Source organism: Corynebacterium bouchesdurhonense, assembly GCF_900078305.2.
In the GTDB taxonomy this organism is placed as follows: Bacteria; Actinomycetota; Actinomycetes; order Mycobacteriales; family Mycobacteriaceae; genus Corynebacterium; species Corynebacterium bouchesdurhonense.
Genome location: NZ_LT546025.1, coordinates 84,678 through 106,830, shown reverse-complemented (window position 1 = coordinate 106,830; position 22,153 = coordinate 84,678). Strand labels below are relative to the sequence as shown.

Here is a 22,153-nt window from a genome sequence, read left to right as displayed (position 1 = left end):
AGGCCACACACTTTGGCGCAGCACGTCATCGGCATCTACGCCCACCACCACGGCGCGGGCCACATCCAGCGGTGCAGGGAGATCCAGCGGGAGCTCGAGCGCCTGGGCCACCGCGCGACAATCCTGTCCACGGCACCCGACGCCGACGTTGCGCTGCCCGACGACGCGGGCCACGGCCACTACGGCCGCGCAATGACCGCGGGGGGCACGCTGCACTACGCCCCCTACGGCAACGCGGGGCTGCGAGAACGCTTCGCCGTGATCGCCCGGTGGGTGGCGGACAACGCGCCGGACGCCTTCTACGTGGACGTCTCCGTGGAGGTGGGTGCGTTCATCCGATTGATGGGCGTGCCCATAGTTACGCTGGCAATGCCCGGGCTGCGCGACGACGCCCCCCACCAGCTGGCCTACGCCCAGGCGGACGCCATCATCGCCGCCTGGCCCGACTGGGTGCCCGTGCCCGAGTACCTGCAGGCCCACGCGGATCGGCTCCACGCCGTCGGCGGCATCTCCCGCCTCACGCCCAAACCCGGGGTGGAGCGCGACCCGCGCCACGTGGTGGTGATGGCGGGCAAGGGCGGCTCCACCTGGGAACCTTCCGATTGGGACGCCGTGGAGGCCGCCTGCCCCGGCTACCGCTTCACCCACCTAACCGGTGAGAACCGGGTGGAGGACCCGACCGAGCTCCTCCAGTCCGCGGGCGTGGTGGTCACCGCGGGCGGGCAGAACTCCATCGCGGACATCGCCGTCACCGGCGCGCCCGCGGTCCTGCTGCCGCAGCCGCGGCCCTTCATTGAGCAGAAGACCAACGCGGCCACCTTACGCGACGCCGGCCTTGCCGTGGTGCCGGACGGTTTTCCGCCCGCGGCGCAGTGGCCGGCGCTGCTCGACCAGGCCCGCGCCCTGGAGGCGGACTGGTCGCGCTGGCAGACGCGCGGGGCGGCGCGCCGGGCCGCCGAGGTGATCGCGGACGTGGCCTCGGACCCCGCCCAACCCAAGGTCGCCGTAGTCACCCTCGCCGACGCGAACCGCAAAACCCACCTGACACACCAGGTCAACCTCCTGCCGGAGGGCACGCACCACATCACCGTCGCCCTGGCTGACGCCGAGGAGATAGGGAAGGCGGTGCCGAAGAGTGACGTCGTCAAGCACAATGCCCCGAACCGCAACCTCGCAGCCGCCCGCAACCTCGCCGCGCGGACCGCGATCGAGCGCGGCGCAGAGATCATCATCTTCCTCGACGCGGACTGCGTGGCCTCGGGCGACCTGATCAGCCACTACATGCGGGCCCTCGAGCGCCACCCCGACGCGGTGGTGGCGGGCCCCGTGACGTACATGCGCCCCGGCGAGCTGCGCACCGTGCGGCCCGACCCGCACCCCGCGCGGCCGAACCCCGCGCCGGGCGAGGTGGTGCCGGCGCAGGACTACAACCTCTTCTGGTCCCTGTCCTTCGCGCTAACGGCCGATACTTGGCGGCGCATCGAGGCGGAGTTCGGCGGCTTCGACGAGGGCTTCTCCGGCTACGGCGGCGAGGACACGGACTTCGCGCGCCAGCTGCGCGAGCACGGTGTCGCCCTGTTGTGGGTCGGCGGCGCGCACGCGTTCCACCAGTGGCACCCGGTGAGTTCGCCGCCGGTCGAGCACCTCGACGACATCCTGCGCAACGCCGCGCGCTTCCGCGACAAGTGGGGCGAGTGGCCGATGCAGGGGTGGCTCGACGCGTTCGAGGAGCAAGGGGCTATTGCGCTTATCGACGGCACCTACCAACGCACCGCCCCCTAGCTCACCCCTCACTCGCCGAGCGCAACCCAGCCGCGCGCCCTAGCATTCCTGGGTATGAGCGACATCCTCAACGTCACCGCCGGGGCCGCCGACTGCCCCGTGATCCTGCACGTGCCGCACGACTCACGCTTCATCCCCGACGACGTGGCCGCGGACTTTGTGGCCACGCCGGAGGAGGTCGCCGCCGAGCTGGACAAGGTCACCGATAAAGGCACGGGGGCGCTGGCGGAGGCCGCCCGCGGGGAGGCGGGCGAGCGCGCCTGGCTGCTGCGCAACGAGGTGTCGCGGCTGGTGGCGGACCCGGGCCGGTTCTACAACCAGCGCGCGTCCATGGAGGCGTCCGGGCGCGGCGCGGTGTACACCCGGCTGAGCGACGGCGGCGTGCTGCGCCCCGCCGGCTTCGACCCGGCCGACCTGAAGGCGAAGTACTTCTTCCCCTACGACGACGCGGTGGGCGAGGTTGTGCGCCAGCGCCTCGAGGCCCTCGGCGCGACCGTGATCGTGGACGTGCACTCGTATGCCGACCAGCCCGAGGAGTACCGCATCCACGCAGGCAAACTGCTGCCGGACGTGTGCATCGGCACCCACTCCGTCCACTCCCCGGCGGTGCTCACCGACGCGGCCGCGCGCATCTTCACCGAGGCCGGCTTCCACGTGGAGCGAAACACTCCGTTCACCGGCGTGTATGTGCCGGAGGCCTACGAGAACAACGCGCGCGTGCTGGGCATCATGTTCGAGGTCCGCGACGACCTGCTGGAGGAGGGCAGCGACACCGCCGGCCGCGTGGCCGCAGCCCTCGCCGAGGTGCTGCGCGAGGCCGAGCGGATCGCCGGTTTAGAGGTCGGCCGCCCGCTGTAGGCGCCCGCGTTCGACCGTTTGGCGCTTAAACGCGCTAGCGCTGGCTGACGCTGCCGAACTTGCCCGCCACCGGGGCGACCACCAGCGGCCGCACCGCGAACCAGCCGGCGACGGTGGCGAGCGCCGCGCCGAGGAAGATGATCACGCCCGTCCACCCGGCCGGGTCCTGGCGCATCGCGAACATCGCGTTGAGGTTCCCGCGCACGCCCGTGAGCAGCACGAGGGTGATGTGCACGACGAGGAACAGCACGAAGAACACCATGACCGAGAAGTGGACTCGGCGCGCGGCCTTCATCGGCACCCCGGTCCAGCCCTTCGGCCACAGCGGGCTCATGCGCCACCCGGAGAGGATTGCCAGCGGCGCCGCGATGAACACAACCGCGAAGTAGCTCAGCTCCTGCAGGGCGTTGTAGTGCAGCCACGGGTCCTCCTCCGGCCAGTCCAGCGAGAGGTACTGCAACCCCGCGGAGACGGCGTTGGGCACGGTTTCCCAGCTCGTGGGCACGATCCGCACCCACTGCCCGGTGGTGAACAGCAGCACGTAGAACACCGCGCCGAGCGCGATCCACGCCGCGTCGAGCACCAGGTGTGTCCACTGCGTGAGCGAGATCTTTGCGCGCGGTGCGGACTTCGGCGCCCAGTACGCGGGGGCCTTCGTCTCTTTGCGCACCTGCCAGCCCGTCTTCACAATCAGGGCCATCAGGAACATGTTGAAGAAGTGCGCCCACCCCAGCCACGCGGGGAAGCCGGTCGGCGCGTCCGCGGGCAGGGGCTGGGTGCCGTCGTAGCGCTCCACGAAGTCCGCGCCCGTTGGCGTGCCCAGGAACCACCGCGAGAGCAGCACGCCAACCGCCAGCACCGCCACCGCAGCCGCGGGCCACAGCCAGGTACGCCGTGTGGGAGCGTGCTTGTCGACGCTCCCTTCCGCCGCCGCGGCAGCCTTGGGTGCAGGCACGGGTGCCGGACGTGGCTCGGGTTCGGGTTGCGGCGTGGGTTCGGGCGCGGGCGCCTCGGCGCGCTCGCGCAGCTCCGGTGCGCCGGGCGCGACGGTTGCGGTCTCCACCGGCGGCCACGGCTCGCCGCCCGGGCTGCGCGGCAGCCCGCGGCGCAGCGGTACCGCGGTCCCCTCGGCGTCCGCGACCTTGGCCGGCGCCGCGTTATCCGCCTGCGCTCGCGCGGGCAGCGTGACGCGCACGCTGTTGACGGGCGGCCACGGCTCGCCGCCGGGGGAGCGGGGCAGGCCGCGGCGAACGGGCACCTCGGTCAGCTCGCCTGGTTCGGCCGGGGCGGGGGTCGTTGCCGGGCGGAGGCCCGGAACGAGGCCCGGAACGTCGACGGTGGAGACCGGCGGCCATGGCTCGCCGCCCGGGGTGCGGGGAAGGCCGCGGCGCACGGGTACCTGCATGCCTACTGCTCAGCCTCCCCGGATGCGCGGCGCTCCACCTCGGCGATGATCTCCGGCACGAGGTCGAAGATGTCGCCGATGATGCCGAAGTCCGCAATGTCGAAGATCGGGGCGTCCTCGTCGGTGTTTATGGCCACGATCGTGTCCGCGGTCTGCATGCCCACCAGGTGCTGCACGGCGCCGGAGATGCCCACGCCGATGTACAGCTTGGGGCTGATCAACACGCCGGTCTGGCCGATCTGCGCCTCGTAGGGCACCTGGCCCTCGTCCACGGCGGAGCGGGTTGCGCCCACCGCGGCGCCGAGCGCGTCGGCGAGCCCGCCCACGAGCTCCTCGAACATGTCGTCGCTGCCGAGGGACACGCCGCCGGCCACCACCTTGTCGGCGGTGAGCAGGTCCGGGCGCGAGGAGGCGCGCTCCACGCGCTCCACGGACACCACCTCGGCGGCGCGCTTGCCGGACGGCGTCACGGCCAGCTCAGTGACCTCGGGTTGCACGGCCTCGGCGCGGGCCTCGACACTGCCCACGCGCAGGGTGATCACGGGCGCGAGGTGCGTCGCCGCGGCCACGGCGCTGTAGGTCCCGCCGTAGTTGGAGTGGTCGGTGATGATGCCTTGGTCGTCGCGGCGGATGCCGGTGGCGTCGGTAAGCAATGCTCGGCCCACGCGCACCGCGAAGCGCGCCGCCGCATCGCGGCCGGCAATCGTGTGCGCGAACACCACAGCGTCCGGCCCGAGCTCGTCGAAGGCGGCTTGGGCCGCATCCGCGGCGTCCGCGCCCTCCGGGGCGACGAGCACACGGGCCGCACCGAGCTGGCCGAGCGCGTCCGCGTCATCGACGCGCGAGGCGACCACCGCGGGCGCACCCACGGCAGCCGCCGCCCCGATCAGCTCCGCGGCGGTGGGGGTGAGGCCGCCGTCGACGGTGTCGAGCACTACAAGAATCGTGTGTTGCATAGCTGGCCTCCTACACCAGTCCGCGGGAGTCGAGGAAGTCCACCAGCGCGGCTGCGGCGCCCGGACCTGCGTCGATGATTTCGCCGCGCTCGCGGGCCGGCCGGCGCTCGATGCCAACCATGATCGCCCGCGGCCGCGCGTAATCGGCCGCGTCGATGCCCAGGTCGGCCAGCGTGACGTGGTCCAGCTCCTGCTTCTTCGCCGCCATCAGGCCCTTGAAGTTGGGGAAGCGCGCGTCGGGGAACTCGTCCGAGACCGCGGCAACCGCGGGGAGGGGAGCTTTTAGCTTGACGACGCTCCCGTCACCCGCCTGCGTCGCCTCGGCCACGCCCCCCTCGACCGCGAGATCGGTGAGGTTGGTCAGCGCCGGCCAGTCCAGCAGCTCGCCCAGCATGGGTGCGATCACGCCCGAGCCGCCGTCCGATGACTCGGCGCCGGTGATGACGAGGTCGTACTCGCCGCGGCGGATCAGCGCGGCGAGCACCTCTGCGGTGAGGGTGAGGTCAGCGCCGGCCAACGCGTCGTCGGTAAGCAAAATGCCCTCGTTCGCGCCCATGGCGATGCCGCGGCGCACCGCGTCGGCCGCGGACGCCGGGCCGATGGAAAGGACGTCCACCTGCGTCGTGTCCTTGCCCGCCTTCTCGGCGATACGCAGCGCAGCTTCGACGGCGCGCTCGCACACCTCGTCAGCCGCAACGTCGCCGGTGCGGTCGGTCAGGCCCGTCTCCAAGTTCATGGCCCGGTCGCTGTAGGTGTCCGGGACCTCTTTCATCAGCACGGCAATGCGCACGGGCGCTCCTTGTGGTCGCTGGGTTGTCACTGGGTTGTGACTGGGTTGTAACTCGGCGTTATTGTGCTGCGAGTTTAGCGCACGGCACCCACGCCCAAACCGGGGCGGGGAGCCGGCTAGAAGTCGAAGCCGAAATCGAAGCCGCCGAAGTCGCCCCCATCGAAGCCGCCGAAGTCGCCCCCGCCGAAGTCGCCCCCGTCGAAGTCCGCGCCAGTGTCCCCACCCAAGTCACCTGCCTCGAACGCCGCCGGAGACGGGGCGCCCGCCATCCCGGCGAACATCGAGGAATACAGCATCATGGAGCTCGCGGCCCACATGCCGGTCATCATCGCCGGCGCCCACCAGGCCACCGAGTACCAGCCCGCGGGCACCGGGCGGCCGGCCACCGCGCCGCCGGGGTAGTAGTGCGGCGTCTGCGCCGTGGCGCGCGGGGAGGCGGTGACCACGGTGCCGTCCTCCTGGCGCACGGTGCGCTCCTCCGTCACCCGGCCGGCCTGGCGCTGGCCCTCCAGCTCGGGCAGCTGCGGGCCGGCGGGCAGGCCCATGATTTCCCGCGCCGCGTTGACGTAGTGCAGTCCCTCCAGCGCCGATTCGCGGGCCAGCATCGCCTGCCTCGGGGTGCGCGCGTCCGCCAAGCCCGCGGAGGCGGCGGTGAAGCGCTCGGACGCGTCGGCCATCGCCTGCTTCGAGGCCGGGTCGGTCCCGTCGAGGTTCAGCACCTGCGAGCCGAGCCGGTCGGTCCAGCGCTTGGCGTCAGCCATGGCGTCGTCAAGCGAAAGCTCCTCCTGGCGCCGCAATTGACGCGGTGGTTGTGTTGCGCCGACAGGGTATGTTGGGCCGCGCTGGCCGCTGCTCATCTGCATGAGGCCGAACAGCGGGATGAGGAACACGAACAACATGAACAGGGTCAGCATGGTCTCTACTCCTTGAGGGGCGGGGCCGCTTTCGGTGCCGGCGGCGCGGCGGGTTCGTGTTTGGTTCAACGAACCGGGCTGCGCTACCATTCCATGAGGCATAGAGATCGTAGAGATACACAGATGCTGTGGGAATGTCGTATAGTGGCTAATACCTCAGCCTTCCAAGCTGAAGACGCGGGTTCGATTCCCGTCATTCCCTCCATACCCCGGTTCCGGCGCTCCAGCGGTTGCTGAACCGGGCTTTTGCATTTATGGCACCCCAATCGCCGGTGTGTGGAGGGGCCGGTACAATTGGCCGTCGTGAGTTGCGCGAAGCGGCTCACGCCGCGGCGGGAAACCGTCCGCGGGGCGTGGCGCAGCTTGGTAGCGCACCTGCTTTGGGAGCAGGGGGTCGCAGGTTCAAATCCTGTCGCCCCGACAAGGGCAAGCCCGTCCGCACAGGCGGGCTTGCTGCACATAACAGACTTGCAATCCACTGATCTAGTACAGGAGTAATCCGTGAAGACTAACGTCGAGAAGCTCAGCGACACCCGGGTCAAGCTGAACGTCTCCGTCCCGTTCGACGAGCTGGGCAAGGAGATCGATCAGGCTTACAGCGTGATCGCGCAGCAGGTCACCATCCCCGGTTTCCGTCGCGGTAAGGCCCCGCGCCAGCTTATCGACGCACGATTTGGGCGCGGCCCCATCCTCGAGCAGGTGGTCAACGACATGCTGCCGACCCGCTACGAGCAGGCCCTCCAGGAGAACGACCTGAACCCGATCGGCCAGCCCGAGATCGACATCACCAAGATTGAGGACAACGACGTGGTGGAGTTCACTGCCGAGCTCGACGTGCGCCCCGAGATCACCGTGCCGGACTTCTCCGCGATCTCCGTCACCGTCCCGGCCATCAAGGTGGACGACGCGGCTGTGGAGGAGGAGCTGGACAACCTGCGCTCCCGCTTCGGCGAGCTGAAGGACACGAAGCGCAAGCTGAAGAAGGACGACTTCGCCATCATCGACATCCTCGCGGAGGTTGACGGCGAGAAGCTGGATGACGCCTCGACCGAGGGCCTGACCTACCAGCTGGGCTCCGACGACCTGATCACGGGCTTGGACAAGGCGATCAAGGGGCTGAAGACGGGCGAGGAGGCCGAGTTCACCACCACCATCGAGCACGGTGAGCACAAGGGCGAAGAGGCCACCGTGAAGGTGACCGTCCAGCAGACCAAGGAGCGCACGCTGCCTGAGCTGGACGACGACTTCGCGCAGCTTGCCTCCGAGTTCGACACCGTGGAGGAGCTGCGCGAGTCCACCAAGACCCAGCTCGAGGAGAACCTCAAGGCGCAGCAGGCCGCCGACATCCGCGACGAGGTGCTCAAGGCGGCGCTCGCGGAGTCCGAGTTCGAGCTGCCGCAGTCCATCGTGGACGAGCAGGTGCACAACCAGCTCCACCAGATCCTGGGCCAGCTGGCGCACGACGAGAACGCGCTCGCCCAGCTGCTCGAGGCGCAGGGCACCACCCGCGAGGAGTTCGACGCGAACTCCCGCGAGCAGGCCGAGGAGTCCGTGCGCACCCAGCTGTTCCTCGACGCGGTCGCCGAGCAGGAGCAGCCGGAGGTCTCCCAGGAGGAGCTGACCGACCACATTCTGTTCACCGCCCAGTCCTACGGCATGGACCCGAACCAGTTCGTGGCCCAGCTGCAGCAGTCCGGCCAGATTGCCAACCTCTTCTCCGACGTCCGCCGCGGCAAGGCGCTCGCCGCCGCGATCTCCCGCACCAACGTGCAGGACGAGGACGGCAACACCATCGATCCGAACGAGTACTTCGGCGAGATCGAGGAAGACGATGCGGAGGCCGTGGAGGCCGTGGAGACCACCGAGGAGACCGAGGAGAACTAACCCTCGGATTCCTGCGACAGGCCACCAGCCGCCCGGCGGCGCTGGTGGCTTTTTGCGCGCCACCTCCACTCGAATACTCGGACAGCGCCGTACGCCGGTAGCGAACAAGCCGGGTGCACCGGAAATGCGCGGGTAGGGTGGTGGCGTTACACAGAGCACCGCAACTCTTACGAGAAGGAGCAGCTAGATGACATCGCCAAACGGAATGAACTTGGGCGACTCGGTATATGAGCGCCTGCTGCGCGAGCGCATCATCTTCCTCGGCCAAGAGGTGGACGACGAGATCGCGAACAAGCTGTGCGCGCAGATCCTCCTGTTGTCCGCCGAGGACCCGACCCGCGACATTTCGCTTTACATCAACTCCCCGGGCGGCTCTGTGACCGCGGGGATGGCCATCTACGACACGATGCGATACTCCCCGTGCGACGTGGCCACCTACGGCATGGGCCTCGCCGCCTCGATGGGCCAGTTCCTGCTGTCCGGCGGCACGAAGGGCAAGCGCTACGCCCTGCCGCACGCCCGCATCATGATGCACCAGCCCTCCGCCGGCGTCGGCGGCACCGCGGCGGACATCGCCATCCAGGCGGAGCAGTTCGCGCAGACGAAGCGCGAGATGGCCGAGCTCATCGCGAAGCACACCGGGCAGACCTTCGAGCAGATCACCAAGGACTCGGACCGGGACCGCTGGTTCAACGCCTACGAGGCGCGGGACTACGGCATCGTGGACCACGTGATTGAGAACGCTGCCCAGGCTACGAACGGCACCGTCGGAAACTAAGGAGAAGCGACTATGACTTTCCAGATGCCCACTTCCCGCTACGTGCTGCCGCAGTTCCTGGAGGAGACCTCCTTCGGCACCAAGCAGATCGACCCGTACGGCAAGCTCTTCGAGGAGCGCATCGTCTTCCTGGGCACCCAGGTGGACGACACGTCGGCGAACGACATCATGGCTCAGCTGCTGGTGCTCGAGTCCCAGGACCCGGACCGCGACATCACCATGTACATCAACTCGCCGGGCGGCTCCTTCACCGCGCTGATGGCAATCTACGACACGATGCAGTACGTCCGCCCGGACGTGCAGACCGTGTGCCTGGGTCAGGCGGCGTCCGCCGCCGCGGTGATCCTCGCCGCCGGTGCACCGGGGAAGCGCGCCGCGCTGCCGAACTCGCGCGTGCTGATCCACCAGCCGGCCACCGAGGGCACCCGCGGCCAGGTCTCCGACCTGGAGATCCAGGCCGCCGAGATCGAGCGCATGCGTCGCCTGATGGAGGAGACGCTGGCGCACCACTCCGGCCGCACGGCGGAGCAGGTCCGTATTGACACGGACCGCGACAAGATCCTCACCGCGGCCGAGGCCAAGGAGTACGGGATCATCGACCAGGTCTTCGACTACCGCAAGCTCAACGCCTAAGGGGCCTTTGCTTGCCGACGCCACCGGCGCCGCCCGTTCCCGGGCGGCGCCGGTGCGTTCGTCTGCGGGGGTGCGTGCGCGCCGCTGCTACTCCGGATCGCAGAACACTGCGGCGTTGCGGATGGCTTCCGGCGCGCCCTCGAAGTCCTTGGGGTTCCAGCACACCCCGTTTTCGGCCTGCCCGGCCGGGTCGATGCTGACCCAGCCCGCCCCCTTTGCCCGCCAGAAGTACTGCTGCTCCGTGGACGGCATAACGGTGCGGGCCCACTCGCGGTCGCAGAAGGTGCTGAACTCCTTGTCCCGCGACTCGTTCTGGCTGGGCCACGCGCAGGCTGCACCCGGCTCGACCGGCGCCGGCTGTTCCTCTACGCGGGCGGGCGGGGCCGCGGGCGCCGGTGCCGGCTCATCGTCGTCGTTGCGCGAGGAGTTTTGGGCGGCGGAGCGGGTGCTTGTCGACGTCCGCGTGGACGTGGACGACTTCGACGACGAGCTGCTCGAGCTCGAAGACGAGGAGCTGGTGGTGGACGACGCGGTGGTTGTTGCGGACGTGCTTGCCTGCGTGGTGGTGGGGGTGGGCGCCGCCGTGGTGCTGGTGTAGGGGAAATCCAGCTCCGGCTCTGCCAGCCGCACCTCGGTCTCGCTGGTGCAACCCGCCAGCAGCGCCGCAGCGATCACTGCGGTCGCGCAGGCGGGCACGGCACGGTTGCTTCTCACGGCGCGGGTTTCCTTCCGGTCGGCGGCGGGGACGCTGTCCAAGTCCCCTCTAGGCTAGCGGATCAGCTGCGGAGGAACCTCGTGAGTGCGGCGTTGAATTCCGCCGGGTTCTCGATGGCCACCTGGTGCGAGCCCGGGTCGATGACCACGGACTCCGCCGGGCCGGCTACGCCCGAGGCGATTGCGGCCAGCTCCGCCGGGGTGGTGCTCGGGTCTTGGGCGCCCGCGATGGTGAGCACCGGGCAGGTGATCTTGCCCAGCTCTCCAACGAAATCCCATTCCGCCAGCGCGTCGCCGTTTTGGGCGTAGCCCTCCGGATCCACGCCCGCGATCATCTCGCGCACGCTGGCGACGCGGTCCGGTTGCCCGGCGCGGAACCCCTCGGTGAACCAGTTCTCCAGGAACCCGTCGGCCATGGCGTCCAGGCCCTGCTCCCTGGCGGTGCGGGTGCGCTCAGACCACCGCTCTTCGCCGCCCAGGTAGGTGGCGGTGGAGGCGAAGACGGCCTTCTCCACGCGGCCGGAGTTGGCGGCGAGCCACTGGGCCAAGACGCCGCCGAGGGACAGGCCCACCACGGCGAAGCGGTTGACGCCGGCGGAATCGAGGGCGTGGAGGAGATCGTCGCAAAGCAACTGCACCGTCGACGAGCCCGGCTCGACCTTGGCCACCTCCGAACCGCCGTGCCCGCGGTGGTCGACCGTGATGACGCGGTAGTCCTCCTCGAGCGCGGGGATCTGCTGCGCCCACGCCTCGTGCGTGGTGGCGATGGAGCTGAGGAGGACAACGGTAGTATCACTGCCTGAACGGCCGTACTCGTGCACGCTGAGGTTGCTCATGGCGACCAGCGTAGCCGTCGGGTGCAGTGTTGGGTGGGGCATGTTTGACTAGGCCAGTATGCTGGAAAGACCACGAACTGGAACGTGAACAACAATGCGGGAGTAAGTCAGGTACATGGCAGTTACGCACGACAGCTCGGAGCTTTTGAAGTGCTCGTTCTGCGGCAAGACGCAGAAGCAGGTGCGCAAGCTCATCGCCGGGGGCGGCGTCTACATTTGTGACGAATGCATTGAGCTGTGCAACGAGATCATCGAAGAAGAGCTTGCCGGCGCGAACCAGCAGGCCCGGGACGGTGAGGAGCGCCTGCCGCGGCCGTCGGAAATTACGGCGTTCTTGGACGAGTACGTGATCGGGCAGGACACCGCCAAGCGCACGTTGGCGGTGGCGGTGTACAACCACTACAAGCGCATCCGCGCCGAGCAGACCGTGCTGGGCAGCCGCCGCCGGGACGAGGAGGTGGAGATTGCCAAGTCCAACATCCTCCTGCTCGGCCCGACCGGCTCCGGCAAGACGTATCTCGCGCAGACGCTGGCGCGCATGCTCAACGTGCCGTTTGCCATCGCGGACGCGACGAGCCTGACCGAGGCCGGCTACGTGGGCGAGGACGTGGAGAACATCCTGCTCAAGCTGCTGCAGGCGGCGGACTTTGACGTGAATCGGGCGCAGACCGGCATTATCTACGTGGACGAGGTGGACAAGATCTCGCGCAAGAGCGAGAACCCGTCGATTACGCGCGACGTGTCCGGTGAGGGCGTACAGCAGGCGCTGTTGAAGATCCTGGAGGGCACGGTCGCCTCCGTGCCGCCGCAGGGCGGGCGCAAGCACCCCAACCAGGAGTTCATCCAGCTAGACACCACCAACATCCTCTTCATCGTGGCCGGTGCGTTCGCCGGCCTGGACAAGGTGATTGCGGAGCGCGTGGGTAAGAAGGGCATCGGCTTCGGTGCGGAGATTGACTCGAAGGCGGAGCGCGACGAGTCCAACCTCATGGCGCAGGTGCAGCCCGGGGACCTGGTCAAGTTCGGCCTCATCCCCGAGTTCATCGGCCGCTTGCCCATCATCGCCCACGTGGACGACCTGGACCGGGACTCCATGGTGCGCGTGCTGACCGAGCCGAAGAATTCGCTGGTGAAGCAGTACCAACGCCTCTTCGCCATGGACGGCGCGGAGCTGACCATCAGCGACGACGCGCTGGGGGAGATCGCCGACAAGGCGGCTGAGCGCAAGACCGGCGCCCGCGGCCTGCGCGCGATCATGGAGGAGCTGCTCGTGCCGGTCATGTACGAGCTGCCGGACCGCGAGGACGTGGCAGAGGTGGTGGTCACCGGCGCGGTGGTACGCGGCGAGGCCGAGCCGGAGTTTCTGGCCAAGGACGAAAAGGCCTCCGCCTAAGGGCCCGCCGGGGCTAGTAGATGCCGGGGGCTTCCACCTCGTAGAACTGCGGCGACGCGGGCTGCGGTTTCGCCGCGGCAGCGGCGGGGCGCAGGTAGCTTTCGTAGCCCGAGTAGGCGATGTTCGAGGTGAGGAAGGCCAGCACGGTGTCGATCACCATGCGGCGCATACCGTCCACGTTGCGGCGGTCGCGGAAGTCGACGCGGCCCGCTGCGTAGATGCCGCGCTCGTGCGCGACGTGAAACTCGCACAGGGAGACCACCAGTGCGAGCATGTCCTGGGCGCTGATGCCCGGGCGGAAGGCACCCGCGTCTTGGCCGAGGAGCAGCAGCCGCTCGGCGTGCAGCGAGACGAGGTTGTCGCGCTGGCCGGGTTCGGATTCGCCCGCTTCCAGGACGGGCGCGAGGTTCTCGCGCAGCAGCAGCCGCACGCAATCGGGATGGTCGAGGAAGGCGTGGAAGAGCGCGTCGATGAAGCGGCGCATGCCGTCCACGGGGACCGCGGACGAGCGCTCCAGCACCGCTGTCGGAGGCGTGAGACGCTCCTCGGCGAGCGCGAGCGACTGGATGTAGAGGCCCCGCTTGTCCCCGAAGTGGTAGTGGATCATGCGTTTGGAAATGCCGGCCTGCCGAGCCACCGCCTCGAGCTTGGTCTCTGCGTACCCGCGCCGGGCGAACAGCTCCAGCGCCGCGTCCAGGGCGGCCGCGGCGTCGGCGGCGGGGAGCTGCCCGCCGGTGCCGCCCTGCTGAGCCTCCATACCGGGTCCGTCCTTCCCGTCGCCGAGCAACCGGCTGTTCCTGTCACAGTTCCTGTCACCGTTTTCCTAACACAGTTATCGTGCCCTACTTCAAGCCCCCGGCGCGCTGATTGGTACTACCCGGGTGGGGCGGTTGCCCAAAACGGGGGGAGCTCGCGGCCGGCCGCGCGTGTGCACCGATTCGTATACTGGGGTTGTAGACAAATCCGTTTGTCAGCCGACAGCAAAGGAGCCCAGAATGACTGCTTCCACTTCCTCGCACACCCCGGTCCGCGTCACCGTCACCGGTGCGGCCGGCAACATCGCCTACTCGCTGTTGTGGCGCATCGCAGCGGGCGATGTCTTCGGCCCGGAGCAGCCTGTGCACCTGACCCTGCTGGAGATCCCCGACGCCGTCCGCGCTGCGGAGGGCACCGCGATGGAGCTGGCTGACTCTGCGCTGCCGCTGCTGCACGGCGTGGACGTGCGCGATGATCAGCGCGCCGCCTTCGAGGGCGTCAACGCAGCCTTCCTGGTGGGCGCGAAGCCGCGCGGCAAGGGCGAATCCCGCTCGGACATGCTCGAGGCAAACGGCAAGATCTTCCTGGAGCAGGGCGCGGCAATCAATGCTGGCGCGGCAGAGGACGTGCGCGTGCTGGTGGTTGGTAACCCCGCCAACACAAACGCCTACATCACCTACAAGGCGGCCGGGGACATCCCGCGCGACCGCTTCAACGCGCTCATGCGCCTGGACCACAACCGCGCGCTGTCCATGCTGGGCCAGAAGCTGGGCGCCAGCCCCGCGGAGTTTTCGAAGGTCGCGGTGTGGGGCAACCACTCGGACACCCAGTTCCCGGACATCACCTACGCCACGCTGCGGGGCGAACGCCTCGCGGACCAGGTTGACCGCGACTGGTACACGGGCGAGTTCATCCCGCGCGTGGCCAAGCGCGGCGGCGAGATCATCGAGGTGCGCGGCAAGTCCTCGGCGGCGTCCGCGGCATCGGCAGCCGTAGACCACATGCGGGACTGGGTTCACGGCACCGATGGCCGGTGGGTCACTGCCGCGGTGCCGTCGGCAAGCGAATACGGCGTGGATGAAGGCCTCGTCTTCGGCTACCCGGTGGTGGGGCGCGACGGTGCGTGGGAGATCGTGGAGGGCCTCGAGATCGACGAGTTCCAGCGTCCGCGCATCGACGCCAACATCGAGGCGCTGCGGGGCGAGGCGGAGGTTGCCAACCGCCTGTTTTAGGCCTCCTACTATGGCCTACAATGGCCTAGCGTGACTGAAGCGAACCGCGAGAACAACGATCTGGTAGGCACCAACCGCGCTGACGCGCTCCCCAAGTCCTGGGAGCCGCAGGACCACGAGCGCGAGCTGTACGAGGGCTGGGTCGAGGCCGGGTACTTCACGGCGGACCCAGCCTCCGGCAAGCCGGCGTACTCCATCGTGCTGCCGCCGCCGAACGTGACCGGTCAGCTTCACATGGGACACGCGCTCGACCACACGCTGATGGATTCTCTGGTGCGCCGCAAGCGCATGCAGGGCTACGAGGTGCTGTGGCTGCCGGGCATGGACCACGCCGGCATCGCCACCCAGACCAAGGTCGAGGCGAAGCTAAAGGCCGAGGAGGGCAAGGACCGCTACGACTACGGGCGCGAGGAGTTCATCGACCGCGTCTGGGAGTGGAAGCACGAGTTCGGCGGCACCATCACCAAGCAGATGCGGGCGATCGGCGACTCCGTCGATTGGTCCCGGGAGCGCTTCACGCTCGACGAGGGGCTCTCGCGCGCCGTCCAGACCATCTTCAAGCAGCTCTACGACGCGGGCATGATTTACCAGGACTACCGGCTGGTGAACTGGTCGCCGGTGCTGGAGACGGCCGTGTCCGACATCGAGGTGGTGTACAAGGACGTCGACGGCGAGTTCGTGTCCATCCGCTACGGCTCGCTCGACGACGATGAGCCGCACCTGGTGGTGGCCACCACCCGCGTGGAGACCATGCTGGGAGACGTCGCAATTGCCGTGCACCCGGAGGACGAGCGCTACGCGCACCTGGTGGGCCAGGAGTTCGCCCACCCCTTCCGCGAGGACCTCACGATCCAGGTGATCGCGGACGACTACGTGGACCGCGAGCTGGGCACCGGCGCGGTGAAGATCACCCCGGCGCACGACCCGAACGACTACGAGATGGGGCTGCGCCACAACCTGGACATGCCCATCATCATGGACGAGCAGGGCCACATCGCGGACACGGGCACCCGCTTCGACGGCATGACCCGCGAGGAAGCCCGCGTGGCGGTGCGCGAGGCGCTGGCCGAGCAGGGGCGCATTGTCAAGGAGGTGCGCCCGTACGTGCACTCCGTGGGCCACTCCGAGCGCTCCGGCGAGCCGATCGAGCCGCGCCTGAGCCTGCAGTGGTTTGTCAAGGTTGACGAGCTCGCCCGCATGTCGGCCGAGGCGGTGCGCTCCGGCGACACCGTGATCCACCCGCAGTCGATGGAGAAGCGCTACTTCGACTGGGTGGACAACATGCACGACTGGACCATCTCGCGCCAGCTGTGGTGGGGCCACCGCATCCCCATCTGGTACGGCCCGGCGGACGAAACGGGGCAGCGCGACGTGGTGTGCGTGGGCCCGGACGAGGAGCCGCCCGCCGGCTACGAGCAGGACCCGGACGTGCTGGACACGTGGTTCTCCTCTGCGCTGTGGCCGTTTTCCACGATGGGCTGGCCGGAGAAGACACCGGAGCTGGACGCCTTCTACCCCACCTCGGTACTGGTTACGGCGTACGACATCCTGTTCTTCTGGGTGGCGCGCATGATGATGTTCGGCACGTTCGCGGCTACGCAGACCCCGGAGATCCTGGGGGAGGGCAACGGCGGCCGCCCGCAAGTCCCGTTCACCGACCTTTACCTCCACGGCCTGGTGCGCGACGAGAAGGGCCGCAAGATGTCGAAGTCCCTGGGCAACGGCATCGACCCGATGGACTGGGTGGAGCGCTACGGCGCGGATGCGCTGCGCTTCGCCCTTGCCCGCGGCGCGAACCCGGGCGTGGACTTGCCGATCGGCGAGGACAACGCCACCAGCGCCCGCAACTTCGCCACCAAGCTGTTTAACGCCGCCAAGTTCGCGCTGATGAACGGCGCCGCGGTGGGCGAGCTGCCGGCCCGGGAGGCGCTGACCGACGCGGACCGCTGGATCCTCGACCGCTGCGAGGAGGTGCGCGCCAAGGTGGACGCGTACCTGGATGACTACCAGTTTGCTAAGGCCAATGAGGAGCTCTACCACTTCGCGTGGGACGAGCTGTGCGACTGGTATCTCGAGATTGCCAAGACCCAGATTCCGCGCGATGAGGAGGCGGCGACGGCGGAGGAGCTCGAGCGCGGCCGCGCCACCCAGATCGTGCTCGGCCGCGTCCTCGACGTGGTCCTGCGCCTGCTGCACCCCACCATGCCGTTCATTACCGAGGTGCTGTGGAGGGCCCTGACCGGCGGCGAAACCGTGACGGTGGCGCCGTGGCCCACCGACGCGGACACCAACGGCGGTGCGGAGACAGACCTGACCGCCCGGCGCCGCATCGAGGACTCCATCAAGCTGATCACCGAGCTGCGCCGCTTCCGCGCTGACCAGGGCGTGAAGCCGAGCCAGAAGGTGCCGGCCGCGCTCGACTTCGCTGAAGCGGACCTCGCCGGGCAGGAGGCGTTGGTGCGCAGCATCGCGCGCGTGGAGGAGCCTGGTGAGGGCTTCGGGGCGTCGGCAAGCATCGAAGTGCGCTTGAGCCAGGCCACGCTGAACGCAGCGCTGGACACCTCCGGCACGGTGGACGTGGCGGCCGAGCGAAAGCGCCTGGAGAAGGAGCTCGCGGCGGCGCAGAAGGAGCTCGACACCACCGGCGGCAAGCTGGGCAACGAGCAGTTCCTGGCCAATGCGCCGGAACAGGTGGTGGAGAAGATCCGCGAGCGCCAGCGCGTGGCGCAGGAAGAGTTCGACCGCGTCACCGCCCGCCTGGAGGGCCTGCACTAATGGCGCAGCTCGACCCGGAGACCCGCGCCGCGTTTGAGGCGCTGCGCATGCAGCTGGGCAGCGAGGCGCTCGAGGGGCTCGACGAGTCCGATCTCGAGCCCGCGCGCGACACCGACTTCGGCCGTATCGAGATGACAGACTCCGGCATCACGCTCAACCTCGGCGAGCCGCCCGCGGCCGCGCCGGAGGTGGGGGAGGAGGGCACGCACCCGGAGTTCGAGGAGCTTTGTTCGCTTTTCGACGCCCGCGCCGCCGCCACCGACCCCAACCCCACGCTCGAGCGGGTGGCGATGCTGATGGACCTCCTCGGCTCCCCGCAGCAATCCTTCGACGTGATCCAGGTCGCCGGCACGAACGGCAAGACCTCCACGGCGCGGATGGCGGATTCGCTGCTGCGCTCCCTGAACCGGCGGACGGGGCTGTTCACCAGCCCGGAGCTGCGCCGCATCACCGAGTGCATCGTGATCGACGGCGAAGAGATCTCCCAGGCCAGGTTCGTGGATGTCTACCGCGACATCGAGCCGTACGTGCGGATGGTGGACGAGCACTTCGAGGCCCAGGGCAAGCCGGCGATGAGCCGCTTCGAGCTGCTGGTGGGCGTGGCGTACGCCGCGTTCGCCGACGCCCCGGTGGACGTGGCCGTGATCGAGGTGGGCATGGGCGGCACCTGGGACGCCACGAACGTCGTTGAGGCCGACGTCGCCGTCATCACGCCGGTCGGGCTGGACCACCAGCGCTTCCTGGGTGAGACGCTGGGTGAGATCGCGGCGCACAAGGCCGGCATCATCAAGCCGCGCGCCGAGGGCGGCTACGGCCCGGCGGAGAACGTGGCCATCGTGGCGGAGCAGGAGCCCGAGGCCATGGAGGCGATCCTGCGCCGCGCCGTGGAGGCGGACGCCGCAGTGGCGCGGCTGGGTCGCGACTTCGCGGTCGCCGAGTCCCGCGTGGCCGTCGGCGGGCAACAGCTCGTCCTCAACGGGCTCGGCGGGGAATACGGCGAGATCTTCCTACCCCTGGCCGGGGCGCACCAGGCGGCCAATGCCGCGGTGGCGCTGGCGGCAGTGGAGAGCTTCTTCGGCGTGACGCGCGAGCACCCGCTGAACGCGGACGCGGTGCGCGAAGGCTTCGCGGCCGTGGAGGTGCCGGGCCGCGTCGAGCGGGTGCACGGGGAGCCGGTGGTGCTTGTCGACGCCGCGCACAACCCCCACGGCGCCGCCACCCTCGCCGCGACGCTTGAGCGCGACTTCAACTTCCGCTCCGTCATCGGCGTGGTCTCGGTCTTCGCCGACAAGGACGCCCGAGCCATGCTCGAATCCCTGCGCCCGGTGCTCAGCGAGGTGGTGGTCACCCGCAACTCTTCGCCGCGCGCCATGGAGGCAGGCGACCTCGCGGAGGTGGCCTACGAGGTGTTCGGCGATGACCTGGTCCGCGTGGAGGAGCACTTCGGCGCCGCCCTCGAGCTGGCCGTAGAACTGGCCGAGGAACAGGGCCCAGAGGGCGTGGGCGTGCTGGCCACCGGCTCGGTTGCGACCGCGGGCGACGCGCGGGCCTACTTTCGCACCTACCGGCCGTGAGCGCTGTGAGCGCCGTGAGCACCGTGAGCGCCGCGAGCGCCGCGAGCGCCTGGCTCGTGACCAACCGGTGGCTCGAGTGGGACAAGTTTGAGCAGCAGTTCGCCCAGCTGCAGCAGGCGGCGGCCCGCGCCGGCCTTGAGCTTCAGCGGGTGACCACCGACGATGCCGTAGCGCACCTCGACGGCCCGCTGCCGCCGCTCGCGCTGATCATGGACAAGGACGTGGCCGCTGCCGCGCAGCTCGAGGCGCGGGGCGTGCGCTGCGTCAACTCGGCGCGCGCGATTGCGCTGTGCGACAACAAGGCCTACACCCACGCGGTGCTGGCACGCCACGGCATCACCCACGCGCCCACCGTGACCGCGCCGCTTACCTACCGCCCGCTGAGCGAGGCGGAGTGGGAGGGGAGCGCGTTTGTCGGGGGCGTCGAAAAGCAGCTCGGCTACCCGGTGGTGCTCAAGCACGCCGTCGGGTCCTGGGGCAGCGGCGTGTTCCTCGCGCGCTCGCGCGCCGAGCTGGTGCGGATGCTCGCGGAAGCCGGTACACGGCCGCTGATCGCGGAGGCGTTCATTGCCGAATCGGCAGGCCATGACGCCCGCATCTACATGGTGGGCAATGCGCCGGTGGCCGCCATGCGCCGCCGCGGCGCGGAGGGGGATTTCCGCTCCAACATCACCGGCGGGGGCAGCGCCGAGCCGTGGGTGCCCCCGGCGCCGTACGTTGCTGCGGCGCGCGAGGCGATGGGCGCGCTCGGCCTCGACATCGGCTCGGTGGACTTCCTCAACCCCGGCGCCGCGGAGCCCATGGTGGGTGAGGTGAACTCCAACGCGCAGTTTGTCACGCTGGCGCACACCACAGGCGTGGACGTTGCGGGGCACGTGGCCGACTACCTCCGCGGTCTCGCCCGGCGCTAGCATGAGCCGCATGGCTGCCAAGGAACACTCGCGCGAGACCCGCCCCGCCTACGGCCCGCTCGGCCCGGGGCACGAACCGGTCAAGGACCCGATGCAGGGGCTCAGCGGCGTGCTCTCCGGCACGCTGGTGCTCGAGGCGATTACCGTCTTCCTCATTCTGCTGGTGGTGCTGAAGGTGGACGAGGGCGCGCACTGGACCACGTTCAACTGGGTCTACATCACAGTGCTGGGCGCGGCGCACCTCGTCATGGCGTTCTTCCAGCGGGTGCCCGGCGCGCTGTGGATTAACTTGGCGCTGCAGATCCCGCTCATCCTCGGCTTCTTCGTCCACTGGTCCGTGACGGCCGTGGGCATCATCTTCGGCATCGTGTGGTTCTACATTGTCAAGCTGCGCTCGGAGATGGCGCAGCGCATGCGCGGGGGATACCTGGTCACGCAGCACCTCGGCTCGTCGGCGGATCCGGCGCGCTAGCGCAGCTCGCGGCGCAGGATCTTGCCGGCGGCGTTGCGGGGGATCGCGCCCACAAATTCCACGTCGCGGATCTTCTTGTAGGGGGCGACGCGTTCCGCCACCCACGCCATAAGAGCTTCTTTGCTTGTCGACGCCCCCTTCGCCACCACAAAGGCCTTCGGCACTTCCTCCCCGTCCGCGGCGCGGCGCACGCCCACCACGGCGGCATCGCGCACACCCGGGTGGGTCAGCAGCAGGGCCTCCAGCTCCGCGGGCGCCACTTGGTAGCCGCGGTACTTGATCACCTCTTTGACGCGGTCGATGATCCACACGCTGCCGTCTGGGCGCGCGCGGGCGAGGTCCCCGGTGCGCAGCCAGCCGTGGATAAGCGAGCGCTCAGTTGCGGCGGGGTCGCCGCGGTAGCCGCGCATGAGCTGTGGGCCGCGGACGACGAGCTCGCCGGGCTGGCCTGGGGCGGCGTCGGCAAGCGTGCCCGGCTCGACCACGCGGAATTGCGTGTTGGGCACGGCGTAGCCGATGGAGCCGGGGTTCGAGCGGCCCGCGATGCCGACGTGGGTGACGGGGGCCGATTCCGTGGTGCCGTAGCCCTGCAGGATGGTGGTGCCTAGGCGGCGCTCGACGGCGCGGGCGAGGCCCTCGTCGAGCGGGGCGGCGCCGCAGACCATCCAGCGTGAGGCGGCAAAGGCGGCAGCGTCGATGCCCTCGTTTTTGGCAAGGGCGAGCGCGATCGGGGGCGCGATGAAGCTCAGCTCGATACCGTGGCGCGCGTGGGCGTCGGCGAACTGGGCGAGGTCGAAGCGCGCCGCGGTGTGCACGTGGTGGCCGGCGGCGAGCGAGGACAGCAGCAGGGTGTTCAGGCCGTAGATGTGGCTGAACGGCAACGGGGCTGCGACGCGCCGGCCAGGTTGCACACCGCTTGCCGCCAGCGCGGCGGCGAACTGCGCGGCGTTGGCCGTCACGGCGGCGTGCGTGAGCTCCACTGCCTTGGGCAGGCCGGTGGTGCCGGAGGAGAAGGCGATGACGGTGAGGTCCTCCGGCGCCGGGGCGGGGGCGTTCGCGGGGGCATTCGCGGTGGTATCAGCGGCTGCGGTGGCTGTCGCCCCCGCGATGTCCGCGGCCGTGAGCTCCGCGGAGGCGCCCGCGAGCGCGGTGAGCTCCGCTGCCTCCCGCTCGGTGAAAAGCGGGCTCAGCAGCGCCGCGGCGGCACCCGAGCGGGCGATGCCGAGCAGGCCTGCGGCGAAGTCGATCGAGTTGGGCAGGCGCAGCGCCACCACGTCCCCGCGCCCGACGCCGCGCGCCACGAGCTCCGCGGCCACTCGCTCCGCGCGCTGCCGCAGCTCCGCGTAGGTGGTGCTGCGCCCGGTGTCGATTTCCGTGATCGCGGGCCGGGACGTGTCGGATACCGGGCCGAATGCCGCACCGAAAACCATGTCGAAGACGTTGGTGCGGGGAAGCTCGATGTCCGGCAGCGGGCTCGTGAACAGCATGGG

20 protein-coding genes and 2 tRNA genes are annotated in these 22,153 nt (G+C 69.4%); 14 read left to right on the top strand and 8 right to left on the bottom strand.

The annotated features are described in order from the left end of the window. The first annotated feature begins 12 nt into the window (after positions 1 to 12). Positions 13 to 1,782: a glycosyltransferase gene (locus tag BN4252_RS01760; RefSeq protein WP_066524609.1), complete on the top strand. Its 1,770-nt coding sequence runs from the start codon at positions 13 to 15 to the stop codon at positions 1,780 to 1,782. A 54-nt stretch (positions 1,783 to 1,836) separates the two neighbouring features. After that, positions 1,837 to 2,640 (top strand): N-formylglutamate amidohydrolase, encoded by an 804-nt coding sequence (locus BN4252_RS01755; RefSeq protein ID WP_066524608.1) that lies wholly within the window; start codon positions 1,837 to 1,839, stop codon positions 2,638 to 2,640. 34 nt (positions 2,641 to 2,674) lie between these two features. Here BN4252_RS01755 and BN4252_RS01750 read toward each other — a convergent pair whose 3' ends face one another. The 4 genes from BN4252_RS01750 to BN4252_RS01735 form a co-directional block, all read right to left on the bottom strand. Continuing rightward, complete coding sequence (locus BN4252_RS01750; protein WP_078056711.1) at positions 2,675 to 4,045, bottom strand: cytochrome b/b6 domain-containing protein; 1,371 nt, start codon at positions 4,043 to 4,045, stop codon at positions 2,675 to 2,677. Between the two features lie 2 nt (positions 4,046 to 4,047). Continuing rightward, complete coding sequence (locus tag BN4252_RS01745; RefSeq protein WP_066524605.1) at positions 4,048 to 5,001, bottom strand: electron transfer flavoprotein subunit alpha/FixB family protein; 954 nt, start codon at positions 4,999 to 5,001, stop codon at positions 4,048 to 4,050. 10 nt (positions 5,002 to 5,011) lie between these two features. Beyond that, complete coding sequence (locus BN4252_RS01740; protein WP_066524603.1) at positions 5,012 to 5,791, bottom strand: electron transfer flavoprotein subunit beta/FixA family protein; 780 nt, start codon at positions 5,789 to 5,791, stop codon at positions 5,012 to 5,014. A gap of 116 nt (positions 5,792 to 5,907) precedes the next feature. After that, positions 5,908 to 6,705 carry a hypothetical protein gene (locus tag BN4252_RS01735; RefSeq protein ID WP_066524601.1) on the bottom strand — a complete coding sequence of 266 codons (798 nt, stop codon included), beginning with the start codon at positions 6,703 to 6,705 and terminating at the stop codon, positions 5,908 to 5,910. 130 nt (positions 6,706 to 6,835) lie between these two features. On the opposite strand from BN4252_RS01735, the gene BN4252_RS01730 reads away from it, so the two are divergent. The 5 genes from BN4252_RS01730 (at position 6,836) to BN4252_RS01710 (ending at position 10,000) form a co-directional block, all read left to right on the top strand. Next, positions 6,836 to 6,910: transfer RNA gene (locus BN4252_RS01730), tRNA-Gly, on the top strand. Positions 6,911 to 7,052: 142 nt separating this feature from the next. Continuing rightward, positions 7,053 to 7,126: transfer RNA gene (locus BN4252_RS01725), tRNA-Pro, on the top strand. A gap of 80 nt (positions 7,127 to 7,206) precedes the next feature. Beyond that, positions 7,207 to 8,589 (top strand): trigger factor, encoded by a 1,383-nt coding sequence (gene tig, locus BN4252_RS01720; protein WP_066524600.1) that lies wholly within the window; start codon positions 7,207 to 7,209, stop codon positions 8,587 to 8,589. Between the two features lie 187 nt (positions 8,590 to 8,776). Next, entirely contained in the window at positions 8,777 to 9,367 is a 591-nt protein-coding gene (locus BN4252_RS01715) for an ATP-dependent Clp protease proteolytic subunit (RefSeq protein WP_066524597.1), read from the top strand. 12 nt (positions 9,368 to 9,379) lie between these two features. After that, complete coding sequence (locus BN4252_RS01710) at positions 9,380 to 10,000, top strand: ATP-dependent Clp protease proteolytic subunit (RefSeq protein WP_066524596.1); 621 nt, start codon at positions 9,380 to 9,382, stop codon at positions 9,998 to 10,000. Between the two features lie 87 nt (positions 10,001 to 10,087). On the opposite strand, the gene BN4252_RS11160 is transcribed toward BN4252_RS01710, so the two are convergent. Further along, entirely contained in the window at positions 10,088 to 10,252 is a 165-nt protein-coding gene (locus tag BN4252_RS11160; protein WP_154670151.1) for a hypothetical protein, read from the bottom strand. Positions 10,253 to 10,283: 31 nt separating this feature from the next. Between BN4252_RS11160 and BN4252_RS01705 the strand changes: the two genes are divergently transcribed. Beyond that, positions 10,284 to 10,598: a hypothetical protein gene (locus BN4252_RS01705; RefSeq protein ID WP_143341146.1), complete on the top strand. Its 315-nt coding sequence runs from the start codon at positions 10,284 to 10,286 to the stop codon at positions 10,596 to 10,598. 178 nt (positions 10,599 to 10,776) lie between these two features. Here BN4252_RS01705 and BN4252_RS01700 read toward each other — a convergent pair whose 3' ends face one another. Next, positions 10,777 to 11,550: an alpha/beta fold hydrolase gene (locus BN4252_RS01700; RefSeq protein ID WP_066524590.1), complete on the bottom strand. Its 774-nt coding sequence runs from the start codon at positions 11,548 to 11,550 to the stop codon at positions 10,777 to 10,779. A gap of 115 nt (positions 11,551 to 11,665) precedes the next feature. On the opposite strand from BN4252_RS01700, the gene clpX reads away from it, so the two are divergent. Further along, positions 11,666 to 12,943: an ATP-dependent Clp protease ATP-binding subunit ClpX gene (gene clpX / locus BN4252_RS01695; protein WP_066524586.1), complete on the top strand. Its 1,278-nt coding sequence runs from the start codon at positions 11,666 to 11,668 to the stop codon at positions 12,941 to 12,943. A gap of 13 nt (positions 12,944 to 12,956) precedes the next feature. On the opposite strand, the gene BN4252_RS01690 is transcribed toward clpX, so the two are convergent. Beyond that, complete coding sequence (locus tag BN4252_RS01690) at positions 12,957 to 13,700, bottom strand: TetR/AcrR family transcriptional regulator (protein WP_096877743.1); 744 nt, start codon at positions 13,698 to 13,700, stop codon at positions 12,957 to 12,959. 238 nt (positions 13,701 to 13,938) lie between these two features. On the opposite strand from BN4252_RS01690, the gene BN4252_RS01685 reads away from it, so the two are divergent. From BN4252_RS01685 to BN4252_RS01665, 5 genes are read left to right on the top strand one after another with little or no spacing between them, the layout of a single operon-like run. Beyond that, positions 13,939 to 14,931 (top strand): malate dehydrogenase, encoded by a 993-nt coding sequence (locus BN4252_RS01685; RefSeq protein ID WP_066524581.1) that lies wholly within the window; start codon positions 13,939 to 13,941, stop codon positions 14,929 to 14,931. Positions 14,932 to 14,961: 30 nt separating this feature from the next. Continuing rightward, a complete protein-coding gene (locus BN4252_RS01680; protein WP_066524579.1) occupies positions 14,962 to 17,706 on the top strand; it encodes a valine--tRNA ligase in 2,745 nt (914 codons plus the stop codon). Between the two features lie 47 nt (positions 17,707 to 17,753). Beyond that, positions 17,754 to 19,280, top strand: a complete 1,527-nt coding sequence (locus BN4252_RS01675) for a bifunctional folylpolyglutamate synthase/dihydrofolate synthase (RefSeq protein WP_078056721.1) — start codon at positions 17,754 to 17,756, stop codon at positions 19,278 to 19,280. Then, entirely contained in the window at positions 19,277 to 20,191 is a 915-nt protein-coding gene (locus BN4252_RS01670) for an ATP-grasp domain-containing protein (RefSeq protein WP_078056710.1), read from the top strand. The genes BN4252_RS01675 and BN4252_RS01670 overlap by 4 nt, the downstream gene beginning before the upstream one ends. Positions 20,192 to 20,201: 10 nt before the next feature. Beyond that, positions 20,202 to 20,663 carry a DUF4233 domain-containing protein gene (locus BN4252_RS01665; RefSeq protein ID WP_066524762.1) on the top strand — a complete coding sequence of 154 codons (462 nt, stop codon included), beginning with the start codon at positions 20,202 to 20,204 and terminating at the stop codon, positions 20,661 to 20,663. On the opposite strand, the gene BN4252_RS01660 is transcribed toward BN4252_RS01665, so the two are convergent. Continuing rightward, entirely contained in the window at positions 20,660 to 22,150 is a 1,491-nt protein-coding gene (locus BN4252_RS01660) for an AMP-binding protein (protein WP_066524577.1), read from the bottom strand. The two genes, BN4252_RS01665 and BN4252_RS01660, sit on opposite strands and share 4 nt — an antisense overlap. Positions 22,151 to 22,153: the final 3 nt, after the last annotated feature.

What these genes read in the sequence shown, in the direction of transcription:
- BN4252_RS01755 (WP_066524608.1), top strand. Translation starts at nt 1,837, where the DNA reads ATGAGCGACATCCTCAACGTCACCGCCGGGGCCGCCGACTGCCCCGTG.
- BN4252_RS01750 (WP_078056711.1), bottom strand. Translation starts at nt 4,045, where the DNA reads ATGCAGGTACCCGTGCGCCGCGGCCTTCCCCGCACCCCGGGCGGCGAG.
- BN4252_RS01745 (WP_066524605.1), bottom strand. Translation starts at nt 5,001, where the DNA reads ATGCAACACACGATTCTTGTAGTGCTCGACACCGTCGACGGCGGCCTC.
- BN4252_RS01735 (WP_066524601.1), bottom strand. Translation starts at nt 6,705, where the DNA reads ATGCTGACCCTGTTCATGTTGTTCGTGTTCCTCATCCCGCTGTTCGGC.
- BN4252_RS01715 (WP_066524597.1), top strand. Translation starts at nt 8,777, where the DNA reads ATGACATCGCCAAACGGAATGAACTTGGGCGACTCGGTATATGAGCGC.
- BN4252_RS01710 (WP_066524596.1), top strand. Translation starts at nt 9,380, where the DNA reads ATGACTTTCCAGATGCCCACTTCCCGCTACGTGCTGCCGCAGTTCCTG.
- BN4252_RS11160 (WP_154670151.1), bottom strand. Translation starts at nt 10,252, where the DNA reads ATGCCGTCCACGGAGCAGCAGTACTTCTGGCGGGCAAAGGGGGCGGGC.
- BN4252_RS01700 (WP_066524590.1), bottom strand. Translation starts at nt 11,550, where the DNA reads ATGAGCAACCTCAGCGTGCACGAGTACGGCCGTTCAGGCAGTGATACT.
- clpX (WP_066524586.1), top strand. Translation starts at nt 11,666, where the DNA reads ATGGCAGTTACGCACGACAGCTCGGAGCTTTTGAAGTGCTCGTTCTGC.
- BN4252_RS01690 (WP_096877743.1), bottom strand. Translation starts at nt 13,700, where the DNA reads ATGGAGGCTCAGCAGGGCGGCACCGGCGGGCAGCTCCCCGCCGCCGAC.
- BN4252_RS01685 (WP_066524581.1), top strand. Translation starts at nt 13,939, where the DNA reads ATGACTGCTTCCACTTCCTCGCACACCCCGGTCCGCGTCACCGTCACC.
- BN4252_RS01675 (WP_078056721.1), top strand. Translation starts at nt 17,754, where the DNA reads ATGCAGCTGGGCAGCGAGGCGCTCGAGGGGCTCGACGAGTCCGATCTC.
- BN4252_RS01665 (WP_066524762.1), top strand. Translation starts at nt 20,202, where the DNA reads ATGGCTGCCAAGGAACACTCGCGCGAGACCCGCCCCGCCTACGGCCCG.
- BN4252_RS01660 (WP_066524577.1), bottom strand. Translation starts at nt 22,150, where the DNA reads ATGCTGTTCACGAGCCCGCTGCCGGACATCGAGCTTCCCCGCACCAAC.